9 protein-coding genes are annotated in these 13,879 nt (G+C 37.2%); 2 read left to right on the plus strand and 7 right to left on the minus strand.

Features of this window, described 5'->3' with window-relative positions; translation table 11 throughout:
* Positions 1–284: 284 nt before the first annotated feature.
* From CJ191_RS06595 to trmL, 7 genes are all read right to left on the minus strand, one after another.
* The gene (locus CJ191_RS06595; protein ID WP_102199345.1) at positions 285–1,316 is read right to left on the minus strand and encodes a 3'-5' exoribonuclease YhaM family protein; all 1,032 of its coding nucleotides are present in this window, start codon (positions 1,314–1,316) and stop codon (positions 285–287) included.
* A gap of 11 nt (positions 1,317–1,327) precedes the next feature.
* The gene (locus CJ191_RS06600; RefSeq protein ID WP_102199346.1) at positions 1,328–4,075 is read right to left on the minus strand and encodes an AAA family ATPase; all 2,748 of its coding nucleotides are present in this window, start codon (positions 4,073–4,075) and stop codon (positions 1,328–1,330) included.
* Positions 4,076–4,077: 2 nt separating this feature from the next.
* Positions 4,078–5,355 carry a metallophosphoesterase family protein gene (locus CJ191_RS06605; RefSeq protein WP_257994142.1) on the minus strand — a complete coding sequence of 426 codons (1,278 nt, stop codon included), beginning with the start codon at positions 5,353–5,355 and terminating at the stop codon, positions 4,078–4,080.
* A gap of 255 nt (positions 5,356–5,610) precedes the next feature.
* On the minus strand, positions 5,611–5,994 hold the full coding sequence (locus CJ191_RS06610) for a YlbF family regulator (protein ID WP_083272754.1): 384 nt from the start codon (positions 5,992–5,994) through the stop codon (positions 5,611–5,613).
* A 93-nt stretch (positions 5,995–6,087) separates the two neighbouring features.
* Positions 6,088–8,181 (minus strand): transglycosylase domain-containing protein, encoded by a 2,094-nt coding sequence (locus tag CJ191_RS06615; RefSeq protein ID WP_102199348.1) that lies wholly within the window; start codon positions 8,179–8,181, stop codon positions 6,088–6,090.
* 712 nt (positions 8,182–8,893) lie between these two features.
* Positions 8,894–10,648, minus strand: a complete 1,755-nt coding sequence (locus CJ191_RS06620; RefSeq protein WP_102199349.1) for a DUF4153 domain-containing protein — start codon at positions 10,646–10,648, stop codon at positions 8,894–8,896.
* Between the two features lie 196 nt (positions 10,649–10,844).
* Positions 10,845–11,360, minus strand: a complete 516-nt coding sequence (gene trmL / locus CJ191_RS06625; RefSeq protein WP_070467921.1) for a tRNA (uridine(34)/cytosine(34)/5-carboxymethylaminomethyluridine(34)-2'-O)-methyltransferase TrmL — start codon at positions 11,358–11,360, stop codon at positions 10,845–10,847.
* A gap of 210 nt (positions 11,361–11,570) precedes the next feature.
* On the opposite strand from trmL, the gene CJ191_RS06635 reads away from it, so the two are divergent.
* Complete coding sequence (locus CJ191_RS06635; protein WP_102199350.1) at positions 11,571–12,686, plus strand: YkvI family membrane protein; 1,116 nt, start codon at positions 11,571–11,573, stop codon at positions 12,684–12,686.
* Between the two features lie 76 nt (positions 12,687–12,762).
* Complete coding sequence (ald, locus tag CJ191_RS06640; RefSeq protein ID WP_070467919.1) at positions 12,763–13,872, plus strand: alanine dehydrogenase; 1,110 nt, start codon at positions 12,763–12,765, stop codon at positions 13,870–13,872.
* Positions 13,873–13,879: the final 7 nt, after the last annotated feature.

Here is a 13,879-nt window from a genome sequence, read left to right on the forward strand (position 1 = left end):
TTGTATTTTGTAATTAAAAAAAGACTAGATAATTCTAGTCTCAAAAAAACTTATTTTTTTATCTGTCTACTTGACAGGGGTCAGTTCAAAAAAGGCATTGGTCCAATTTTTTTCGCAAAAAAACGAGGATTCCATTATCATTAAGTTAACCAAAACTAATAGATAGGAGATCCTCGCATGAATATTTTTATCAAAATTACCCTACAATTGAGAGATAAAAATATGATCTTCGATACTGAAAAACTAGTTAAAGAAAAGAAATTTAAAAATAGATTATCACCATTTTATTCAAAAAATGGTAAATCTTTGTCTGTTTCTTCCAATATTTGACTAGCATCATCATTTTCTTGGTCCATCAATACTTCAGTCTGGCCTTTTGGTTTGTAAAATGCTCGGTTATCCATGCCAAAAATACGTGCTGAGAATTCACCAGGCGCCGTATGATCTAAAGCAGTGGTCATCATTTGAATAGAAGCATCTAAATTATCTAAATGATGCAGTATTTCAGCTTCTAATAGATGTGGTGACACCGGACTCCCCCACTCTTGTTTACCATGATGTGCCAATACCATATGTTTTAATAAGACAACGTCTTCACTGTATTGATCAAACCCTAGTTTATCAACAGCAAGCGTGATCATCTCATCCACGATTGAAATATGTCCAATCAAGTTGCCTTCTACACTATATTCAGTAGACATAGGATCTGTGAATTCAACTGTTTTACCAATATCATGGATAATTACACCAGCATATAGTAAATCCTTATTGATATTATCATATTGATTTGCTACTGATTGCGCCAACCGTAACATAGATATGGTATGAAAGCCCAGTCCACCTACGTACGCATGGTGGTTTTTTTTAGCTGCTGGATAAGTAAAGAAATCCCAGGATACTTCACGTAATAAATAACGAACAATCGCATCAATTGTAGTATTTTCAATACTCTCGACAGTAGCCAATACTTCATTGACCATTTCCTGTCTAGTCATTGGACCGCGTTCAACGTAATCTGAAGGATCATTAGGTTCAGAATCGTTGGCTAAGCGTAAGCTGTTAATTCGAACTTGTGGTTTACCATTGTAAAGTTCTCTTTTACCGGCTAAGGCCACTACTTGACCAGATGTATATTGTTCAATATCTTGTTCAGTCGCTCCCCAGAATTTGCCTTCGATTGAGCCAGACCGGTCTTGGAAAGTGAAAGATATGTATTTTTTTCCATTCCGGTCTTCTCGTACTTCAGCTACTTTAATCAATACATAGATATTAAAGTTTTGATCTAGCGCTACGTCAAAAATTTGTAAATTGTCCATCTCTTTCCTTTCTACAGCACATGTTGCGCTGGTGCTTCTACAAGATCTAATAAGGTATCATCTACCGTAAAGAATATAATTTGGTGTGAAGACGCAAATTTTTGTAGGAAGCGGTAAATATTTGCTCGGTATTTTCTGTCTAAATGTGAAAATGCTTCATCTATAATAATTGGCAATTCAATATTACCAAGCTGTGCATCTATAAAGGCAAAACGCATAGCTACAAATAACAAAGCTTTTTCACCGCGAGACAATTGATTCACCGACATTTCAGCATCATCAGCTAGACGGACTGACATGCCCTCTTCACCAAATGTTAAACTGGTAAAGCGACTATCAGATAGGTCAAGCAAGAATCGAGAAGCATTTGTGAGTACACGTTCTTTAACATCAGATGATTCACCTACAGTAGCTTTTTCAAAAGTTGCAATGGCTAGTTTGTTAGCTGCCCATTCAACAGACAACTGATAAGCTTCATCAATTAGTGCTTGATAGGCTTGCAGTAAATCTGGTGCCATACCTTCATTTGCAATTTCTTGAATTTGACTACGTTTATCAGCGGTTGACTGTGTTAACTCAGCAATTTCTTCTTCCATATTCGTAATTTCTGTTCGTAAGTCTGTTAATTGTTGACTAACAGAACGATCTTGTTGTAAGTAAACGGCTAAGTCTAAATCTAAATGATTAGCTAAAATATCATGACGATTTTGTTTCTGTTTCATTTTCTTTTGTTGGTCAATAGCAGCTAATAATTCTTCACCTGATGGGTAGTTATATTGGTCAAGAATGCGCTCTTGGTCCGCTCTAATAGCAGACAATTCTGCCTGTAATTGTTGACGTCTATTGGCACGACTTTGTTCTTCATACGATGCATAGTCCTGGTCTGCTTGCTGACGCCTTAAAGCTAGATAATCATCTTCAAATTGTTGGAAGTAAATATCTTCACTTAATTCACCTTCTGCTAATGTTGCAGCATAATCTGCCCATTGCTGTTCATGGGCTTTGCCGAAACTAGAAACACCCAGGGTCATTTCTAATTGTTGAATCTTATGGTCTAAATTAAAAATTTCATCAACATAAGTATCTTCCAACCATACTTGAGAGGATATATTTGAAGATCCACCTTTTTCGGCTAATAGTTTATCTAATTCGGTGACAATATCTGTCGACTCTGCAGATAAGTTGGCCAATTGTTCTTCTTGAATTTCTTTGTTACGTTGAACTTCATTTAGTTCAGATTGGATATCTTGTAAGTCTAAATCATAAGCTTCTACTTTATTTTCATATTGTGTTAATTTAGCATTTTGGACCACCATACCAATAATCAAAATAAAAATACCTACAATAGTAGCTGCTACTCCTGCACCGAAAAAGAAAGTAAGTGAGCTTACAAAATAGCCGACTAATAAGATAATTCCTATACCTGTAAGTACACCACCAAGTAAACGAATCCACCGATCATTTTGGCGACCATTTGCTTCAAGCTCTTCCAGCTCATAAGATAATTGTGTATATTCATCTTCAAGTGATTGCGCTTTTTCTGCTAAATTATTCATATCACTTTGGCTATGATTATAGAAAACACGTTTATTTTCTAACGCTTTATATCTTTGTTGCCAATAAGCTCTTTCCTCAGCAGTTAATTCATCTGGCAACTCTGACATGTCTTCTGCCCCAAGTAAGGACATTAATCGCTGTTTTTCATAGCGGCGTTCAATCAATTCTTGACTGAATTCTTCATTTTGACGCATTCTATCTCTAAAAGCACGTGCTTCAACAACCATTTGTTCACTGATATTAGGATGGTTAACAATCCAATTCATACCTGCTGAATGACCACTAGTACTTTCATCAGCAATCAACTGACTCTCAGTTTCATCGGTTAGCTCAGCTAATTGTTGGTCAATGTGTTGGCTTTGATTTTCGTATTGTAACCACTTATTAGCTAATTCAGGTTCGAATTCAATAAAGTTAAAATGCTTAAGTTCATCATGTAATTGAAGATATTCATTCATAGATGTTGACTGTTGATTAGCGAGCTCTAACTGTATTTCGCCACTAGTTGCATCCTTCAAGTTGGTTTGTAAACGATTAAGTCTGCTAGTTTCTTGTTCATAAGCTTGGCGTAGATCAAAGTAATCTTCTTCTTTATCTTGTGCTTTGTTCAGACGACCTTCTGCTGCTTCAATCTCTTGAATCTTTTGGTTAAGTAATGGCTTCTTTCCATTGGGTTTAAAGATTTCATCAGCATCTTTACGCATACTCGGCGTAATATCTGTTAATACTTGGCGTCCTGACATTCCAATTGACATCAAGCTTTTAGCAAAGTCTTCTTCATCATCCCAAACAAAATCCATTAAGTCGTCTTCAGAAAAGCCAAAATAAGCAAGATAATCAGATTTACTTAAATCATTCCACAAAAATGAAACGTCATTTGCAACTTGTTTTTCACCTTCATTAATCGTATAAGTTAATTTTTGTTTGCCATTGGTTTTTGTCCGTTCAATCATGACATCGCCATATTTGGTATTGGTTAAGTATAAACGGCCACCGTATTTCACATTATCATTCGTATCATAATTTCTCGCATTCTTTCGGCGCGTATTTGGAAAGCCAAACATGACACTTAATAAAAATGACATGAGGGTAGTTTTTCCCGAACCATTTAAACCAGAAAAAACATTTAAATTAGGGGTGAGCTGGAAGGATTGGTCCACCCATTTTCCATACCCAAATATTTCAAATCGTTGAATATGCATGGCTAAAATCTCCTTTGTTCCTGGCTATAACTTGCTTGTTCCACAATAATTTTTTCTTTTGCCTTGGCTAATATATCAGCTTTAAATTGATCTTGATCGATTGTAGCGCCAATCAAGCGTTGCCATTGTCCATTCTTTCCAAGGTCTTCAATTACTTTTTGATATTGCTCTGTATCAGAAACTATATTTTCAAAAGCTTGTTTCATACTTTCGTTAAAGACTGGTGACGGTGACCACACAGCTTGATCTTTCACCTCAACATTAAGTGAAACAAGATAAACTTTTTGCTCACGATTGGCATTTTGATTCCTTAACGACCATTGCAATTGCTCCAATAGTTCGTCAGCATAGGTATTCCACCAGTATAATGCTTCTTCATCACCATCAGTCATAAAGGTCAAACGAGAAATGACATTTACTGCTTCATCTTTCGCATACATAATATGGTCATGTAGCGCCGTTTCAATTGTGCTTCTTAAAGTATCTAGGCTATTTATTGGTCCTAAGTCACGTGTTGAATGTTGGAATTGCCATTCCGCCGTTTCAACAAATTCTAATTCAGCTGGCTGTCCTTTACTTAAGTTAACGATTAAGGCACCTTTAGGCCCATCTTCTTTGAAACTAGTGCCTTGAATATTTCCTGGATAAACCATAGCCGGTTGTTCATATATGACTTGGCCTTTATGGATATGTCCTAAGGCCCAATAATCATAACCGTGACTGGCTAATTGACTTGGATTAAATGGTGCATAGCGTTTTTGACCATCAGTAGTTGAGTTATCACCATGAAGCATCCCAATATGATAATCCACTAATGCATCACGGTTTGGATAGTTTTCTGACCGGTCTTCAAAAATCCATTGTTGATCATAAGAGAAACCAGTAATAGCAACGCTCTCTCCTGTTGGAGTAGATAAGTATTTGGTTTCTGGTTCGGCTCCAAAAATATAGACATTTTTTGGTAATTTTAGGCGATGGTCAGCGTCAGCATCAAAATCATGGTTTCCATAAATCATATAAACAGGAATATCCGCATCAGCTAACCGTTGCATACCACTCAAAAAAGCAAATTGTGCGCGCAAAGTCGCCCGTGCACCGTGGTAAATATCACCGGCTATTAAGAAAAAGTCTACTTGTTCATTAATTGCTGTTTGAATAAGGTTATCGAATGAATTTAATGTTGCTTCTGATAAGGCATATTGCAAGTAATCGTCTTTGATTGGTAAATTTTTAAAGGTCTGGTCTAAATGCAAATCTGCTGTATGTATAAATCTCACCATATTGATTACTCCGTTCATAAATTTATTGGCATTTTCCTTAAAAACTGTTAGATTGCCTTATTTTCATTTTAACATACAGAAGTCAAACTTGTGAAAGATGACGCCGTCTTAAGGTTTTTTAAAGATGTTTTAAACTGATTTAAAATTGGAAAATAATGATAAAAAAGAAGCCAAGGATGTTCCTTGACCTCTTCTAAGCTTGCAATAATTTACTGTTTGCTTTCGCTTATTATAGATTAAATTTTATCAATTACATTAAGCTTCAGTTTGACCTTCAGCTTTCTCTGCTAATGATTGGTATACTTCGTTGATTGGGCTAGAAACACCTTTGTTAATGTCCTCAACTAACGTATTTAAAGCACGTTCTTTATCCATCAAGCTAGAAATCACTTCGTTGTTAGCTAATTTCTCTTGTAATTCGTTAGCATTTTTTTCATCTTCTTCAGTAATTTCTTGGCCTAATTGGGCTTTGAATTGGAAGCTAGATTGTAGTGCACGGAATTCAGTATAGATATCAAATGCTTCTTGATCATTTTTTAAAGCTTCAACAGCGGCTACTAAATCTTTGTACGCTGCTTCTTCACGGATGTCACGTTCTAATTGGTTAATTGTATCGTAAATATTTGCCAAAATTTTCACTCCTTAAAATTGTTCCTGGTCAACTTGACCTTTTTCAACTACATTTTCCAATATAACATTCTTTAAGATTCATTGAAAGTCAAAAGGGATTAGCTATTGTCCGCCAAATAATCCTTGGAAGAATTCTTGCACTGAATCCAATACCGACCTGTCTTCTGATTCATTGTCAGAAGAGGATTCTTCAGATGATGATTCTTCAGAAATTGTTGCTTGTTCAGATTGGATTTGATTATATTCATCGTAGGCTGATTGCACACTAAATGTGGTACCTGGACTTGAATTCAAAATACCACTTAAGACATCTGAGAAGGCTAATTTAGATGAACCAGCTGATCCATACCATAAGTAAGTATCATCATCTGTATCATCGAAACCAAACCAAGTAGCAATCACCACATCAGGTGTGTAGGCGATATCCCATTCATCCGCATTTCCTGATGTAAAGTTGGCAGATTCTGCTGAACCAGTCTTACCAGCGATTTCATAACCTTCAGGTTCCATAGTAGCACCAGTACCACCTTCATCATATACTGACATTAAAACAGCGGTCATTTCATCTGCAACTTCTGCACTCACTGCTTGGTTTTGAACTGGCTCTTGTTCTTCTACAACGATATTTCCTTGTTGGTCCTCAATACGCGTAATATACTGACCTTCTGAACGAACCCCACCATTTGCAAAAGCTGAGTAGGCAGAAGCCATTTGCAATGGTGAAACGCCACCATTATTAAAGGCTCCTAGGGCTAAGCTCAAGTTTTTATCTTCCTCAGTATACGGAATACCAAAGTCATCTAATTTGGCAATCGTTGTTTGAATACCTAATTCATTCATCAACCACACAGCTGTCGTATTTTTAGATTTTGCTACTGCATCCCATAGTAAGATATCTCCTGCATACTCATAGTTCCAGTTTTCTGGAGAATAATTATCTGCACCATATGACTTTTGTTCATCTGGAATAACAGATTGGGCAGTATAACCATTTTCCAAGGCGGCAGCATAAACCAATAACGGTTTAATTGTTGAAGCTGGGCTTCGTGAAATTTGGGTAGCACGGTTAAAGCCACGGAATGAATAGTCGCCTGTTCCACCAACTGAAGCCATTACGCCACCTGTTTTCGGATCCATCACAACAGAAGCAGATTGAGCAAGTTCACCTGATGGCGATGTAGGGAATAAAGACGTATCACTATACGTTGACTCTAGTTCAGCCTGATATGTCTGGTTGAGGTTGGTATAGATCTTGTAATTACCATTCATAATATCCTCTTCAGATAAACCAAATTTATCAATAGCCTCGTTAATTACAGCATCGAAGTAATACGGATAAGCATAAGCATCACTTGAAGTATCATTATTCATCTGTACCAATTCCGTATGAATAGTAGCATCAGCTTCTTCTTGCGTAAGAAATTTATTATCCACCATTAATTGTATAATAGTATTTCGTCGGTCTAATGTAGCATCATAATCATCTATAGGGTTATAAATGGTTGGCCCTTTTAAAGCACCGGCAATAACAGCCGCATCTCCTACAGTCACTTCAGAGGCTGACACACCAAAATATTTTAAGCTGGCGTCTTCTACCCCATAAGCGCCATTCCCAAAGTAAGCATTATTTAAATACATTTCCAAAATTTCTTCTTTGGTATAGTTCTTTTCAATTTCAAAAGCTAAGAACAATTCTTTTAATTTACGCATCAAGGACTGATCATTATCTAAAAAAGCATTCTTGACTAATTGCTGCGTAATCGTTGATCCACCACCAACAATTTGACCACTTGTTACGTAACCAAAAGCTGCACGTGCGATACCTATTGGGTCAAACCCGTGATGGTCATAAAACCGCTTATCCTCTGTTGATATGACCGCATCTTGAATATTCGTTGATATATTTTCTAGTTCGACATAAGTTCCGGCATCATTGGATATTTCTCCAGCATACTCACCGTCTTGGTCGTAAAATTCGGTTGTTACCTGCAATTTCGTCGGCAAGTCACTCACATCAGTAGTCTTAGCGCCTATCAGCAAATAGGCTTCCATGACAAATCCAACCGCCAAGATAACCAAAATCAACCACCGGGTTACCCGATATCGTTGCCATAACCTGCGGAACTTTTGCCACAAAGTGAGATTTGAATCATCCGAATACATATCTCGATCATTCGATTCAAAAATATTTCGCATTGTTTTCTTCCTATCCTATTTATCTACAGTTTTTTCATTACTATTTTACCAGAAATCCAATACATTCACTCAGACTCTAGTTGTATATTACAAAAAACGTCTAACCAAAATAGCGACTTGGAGGACATTTCAACCTATTCTCCCACGTAGAAAAACAAAGCACAATGGAAAAAAGACATAATTAACATAAACTTATTATAAAGGGTGTGAGCTTTGGCGCTCAGGCCGGTAACACTGGAAGAATAGTTTGCATCACACAGAGTGTGATGCAAACTATTCTGAAGTGGAGACTTGACTGCCAAAGCGAACCCAACTAAAACAGGGTGTGAGTGTCGACGCCAAGAAAGGGAACGTTGGAAGATTAAGGCAATAGATGACGCAGTCAGCTACAACTTAATCTGAAACGCAGCCCTTTCTGGAGACACGAACCCAACTTCACAGGGTGTGAGTGTCGACGCCAAGAAAGGGAACGTTGGAAGATTAAGGCAATATGATACTCTTCAATATGGGCCACAAACGATGAAAAATGAGAGGCTGGGACAAAAATATCTCAGCCTCTCTTTCCTATATAAAAATGTTTATAATTGATTTCAAAAGCCAACATTGTCCGATACTGCCCGAAATGCATCAATCACATTTCGTTATTGTTCGGATTTGGTCCAATAGGTCCGTTCTAGCCGACTTTTGTCTCACCTTCCTCTTCATGAATATTTTATTTTTCTGATAGTATCAAGATGAAATTGCCAGACCCTGAACGGTCTTTGTCGTCTCCTGTTTGGGAGTAGATGCTAAAGTCTTGCACGATTAATGTTGCTAGATATGAGTCTGACTCTTGGTTGAAGGTCGCCTGATTACTGGTCAAATCAGCATAATTATCCTCGGCTAAATCTTCTAGTTCGGCCAAATCAAATTGCAACACTTCACCTTTGTCTTCAACAGTCACTTCTAGGCGTGTGACATTTATAATCTGCTGACTAAAGTTCTGCTCTAAAGCAGTAAACGTCTCTAATCCATCATGGCTATGTAGTAAGATAACTTCCCCACCATCATGACTATTAAAAGGTATTGCTACTTCTTGTTCAGCCTTTAAGATCGCTGAAAAAGAATAACTGCTTTGATAATCATTACCATTATCATCCGTCTGAACACCATCAAAAACACGCAAATCTTGATATACATCAAAATCTTCTGGTATTTGGAAAACACGGTCTAATTCATTGTATTTATCAAGATATCTAAGCGACTGTTTCATTTTCTGAGCTGTCGTGTTATCCAATTGATTGACATTTTCGGTTGTTAGAGCTAATTGACCATCCGTAATTAAATCAGGATAGTCAGCTAAGATATCATTGACTATTCCAGCTTGACTAGCTGCTGAGACAGAGATGGCATCAACTGGCGGCATCATTGCAATAAATAGCCCCACTGCAACCACCAAGGGCAACCATTGATTTTTTAGTAGATATAAAATGGCGCCAATAGCTGAAATAGAACAGAATAGCATCAACATATACCGGCTCATCGTCACACCATAAACATTCGTGTAGATAACAGACCGATAGATCTGGAATACCGAGGCAATAAGGACTGCCACAGCATATACCTGAGTAAAGCGCGTCACTAACGGTCTTTCGATTACGGCCACTAAGAATAGGACCATCCAACCCACAATTAAATAGGATACCATTACAAATTCGATCGTAATATTCATCCAGTTGCCTAAATTAGAGAGAAAATAGATGAAAATAATCATCGTATAAATCGATACAATTGGAATAAATATTTTTGTTAAAAGGACATCCAAGAATTTGCTCACTTCAGATGTCATCTTGCCCGTTTCTTCGATGAATGGTCGGGTGAATACGGATTGCTGAGACAATAAGTACCAAGGAAAGAAAATATAAGCTAATACTGAAAAAATATCCCAATATAATTCTCCTTCTACATTAGAAATAAGGATTGACCAACCACCAAGTATCAAGCTAATACCAAGCATCAAGATCCCAGTATACACCATAGACACAAAGAATGACTTAAACCAAATTCGAAAACTTTGGTCAAAAGTTAATCCTTCGTTTTTAATTGATGGTAGCCAAATAATCAATAGCATTAAAAGAAATAAACCAATATTCGTTCTCGTAAATAAATGACTTGAGAAAAAATCAGTGGTCCGACTAGCGGCAACATAATATACGCCAGTTAATATTCCAGTAAGCCCCTGAATACCAAAAGCCTGAATGGGACGCTGTTCTTGCATAAAACGTTCATAAGTCACTTGTCCCAAAGTGGCCAACATCATACCAACTATACTCGCATAGACACCCGTTTCAACCATTATCATCGGTTGATCATAAGGTGCGTGGTTCATATACATCACTAAAGTAGTCGCAATAACACCAAATAGTATGACCATTGGAAACCGTATCAAGCTGCTTCTCCATTCGCTAAGAGATTGAAATTTTCGCATCATCAACACCTCCGAAATAGATATTTACCTTTTGAAATCGCTTTCACCTTTATCTTATTATAACATTAAGTTGATCAAACATAGAACCACAAGGCAGTATATATTAGATCAGCACAATCATACAAACCATGGTGATTTCTATTCCAAAATAAAAAACGCAGCTAGGTGATTGATGACCTAGCTACGTTAAAAAAGATTAATCTAATTTATCATTTTCATAATGATGCGTGAGCTCTAGCTGGTTAAAAGCTTGCTGACGTTGTACTTCATAGATGACTAAAGCAGCACAATTAGATAAGTTTAATGACCGCACATGGGTATCGTCCATTGGAATACGAATGCATTGGTCTTCATGAGCGCGCATAAAGTCCTCAGGTAATCCAGTTGTTTCCTTACCAAACATCAAGAATATGTCTTGATCTTGATCATTGTTACCAAAATCAATATCTGAATAAATATGATGGGCAAATTTTGTTACTAAATATAAACGTTGGTCTCCTAAATACGCCATAAAGTCATCAAGACTAGCATGGTAAGTGATATCTACAGCGTTCCAATAATCCAAACCTGCACGTTTTAAATGTTTATCATCTGTCTTGAAGCCAAGCGGTTCAATTAAATGTAAATGGGTGTCAGTTGCTGCACACGTACGGGCAATATTACCGGTATTTGCTGGAATTTCTGGTTCAAATAATACAATATGATTCGTCATCCTGTCGCTTCTTTCTATATAGATACTATGTCACGTATACGAAATCAAATGGCTTCTTTCGCCCACTGATTATATCATATTTTATACTGAGTCAACGGACAGTTCCAGATGTCTTTATGGTATTTTCATCTACACGAAACATTTATTTTGTTATCATAATGAATAGAAAAAAATATCGCCGTTCTAACTAGCGATTTGAAAGGATTAACTATGAAACAAAATAAAAAGAATACTAGTACCGCCAGTTGGCATCTAGTATTTGTCATGGCCGGAGCGATGACTGCCACGCTAATTGGGTCAGGTTTTGCCACGGGACAAGAAATCATGCAGTACTTCGTTGCGCACGAATGGACAGGTATTTTAGGTGTTATGACCACCTTCCTTGCAGTAGGCTTTTCAGGTACTGAATTTTTTAAAGCAGGTTTTGCTGGTAAGCAAAATTTAGATAGTCCAAATGACGTTTTTAAAGTATTTGCTGGAAATAAAATTGGTGCTATTTATAAATACATCACTTTAATTACCCTGTTTTTAACCTACGCAGTTATGGTTGCTGGTGCAGGCGCTACTATTCAACAACAATTTGGCTTACCCGTTTATGTGGGTTCCGGCCTTATGTATGTCGTTTCTGCTATTACTGTCATGTTAGGAATGAATAAAATTACGCATATATTAGGAAATATTGGACCAGCCATCGCCATCTTTGCAATTATTTTAGGTTTACTCAGTTTTTTTACTTATCACGGAGATCTTAGCCAAGTAACAGATATGGTACACCAGGCGATTGCTTCCCGCACAATCCAAGCAGCATCAGGAAATTGGCTAGTATCTGCCTTAAACTATGTTGGCTTAATCATCATTTTAAATGCTGGTTTTATCGCCCAAATAGGCATTCAAGCAAATAATCAAATGGAAACAAAGCTAGCTGCCCTTTTATCATCTGGGATTTATGCCTTAGGTATTTTTATTTTATACATGGCCTTTCTAGGTGCTTTCTCTCTAGTTGCAGGTGCACAGGTGCCAACATTAACCATCGCTAATCAATTAAACCCTTGGTTAGCTTATGCTTTTATTATCATTATTTTACTAGCTATATATTCTACTGTGGTGTCAATTTTGTGGAACGTGGCCGCATCTGTCACTACTGATAAAACAAGCGCCAATAAAGTAGCAACAGCTGTTTTAGGACTAATCGCCACAGCTATTGGCTTATTTCTGCCCTTTGACCAATTAGTTAATCTAGTTTATGTAGTAGCAGGCTATTTCGGCATTGTTTTTTTATTGATCATGATTTGGCGGTCAATAAGGAACGCTTCAGCCAATCATTAGATTGGATTGGGTAACTTGACTTTTTATGATACAATATAAATGAAGGTTTAGCATTAAGAAGAAAGAAGGAGTTTAAATGCAAATAGGAATACCTAAAGAAATTAAGGCACAAGAAGACCGTGTGGGGTTAACGCCTGATAATGTTAGGACCCTTGTAAATAATGGACATACTGTCTTAATAGAAGAAAATGCTGGTATAGGATCAGGATTTACTGATGAAGAATACGTATCAGCTGGTGCAAAAATTGAAAGTGATCCAGCCAAAATTTGGGCTAGCCAAATGGTTATTAAGGTAAAAGAACCATTAGCTTCTGAATATGATTACTTCCATGAAGATTTAATATTATTTGCCTACTTCCACTTAGCACCTGAAAATGAATTAACTGAAGCTTTATTAGCAAATAAAGTAACGGCTATTGCTTATGAAACTATGGTAGAAAACGGTGCCTTACCATTATTAACACCAATGTCTGAAGTTGCTGGACGAATGGCTATTCAAGTTGGTACCCATTATCTTGAAAAACAAAACGGTGGCTCTGGTACCTTAATTTCGGGCGTACCTGGTGTTGCTCCTGGCCATGTTGTGGTTATTGGTGGCGGAACTGTCGGTTATAATGCTGCTAAAATAGCTGTTGGTATGGGTGCTCGCGTCACAATTTTAGATGTAAATACTGGTCGCCTCGGTGAATTAGAAGATCTTCTAAACGATAAAGTCACTACTTTAATGTCTAATGAAGAAAATATCCGTCAAGTGATCAAAGACGCTGATATTGTAGTAGGTTCAGTATTAGTAACTGGTCGCCGTGCCCCAGTACTGGTTTCAGAAGACATGGTGAAAACTATGAAACCTGGATCTGTCTTGGTTGATATCGCAGTTGACCAAGGTGGGAACTTTGAAACAACTCACCCAACAACCCATCAAGATCCTATTTACGTAAAACATGATGTCATTCACTATACAGTAGCAAATATTCCTGGAGCAGTACCACGCACGTCAACTCTTGCATTAACAAATGCCACAATGAAATATGCTAGCCAGATTATCAATCAAGGCGTTGAAGCTGCTGCTAAAAGAAATGAAACAATCCTAACTGGTATCAATACTTACCAAGGTTACTTGACACACGAAGGGGTAGCTGAGTCACAAAATCGTACTCATACACCTATCCAAGATTTATTAAAATAATAAATGC

The sequence above is a fragment of the Aerococcus viridans genome (genome assembly GCF_002871935.1).
Lineage (GTDB): Bacteria > Bacillota > Bacilli > Lactobacillales > Aerococcaceae > Aerococcus > Aerococcus viridans_B.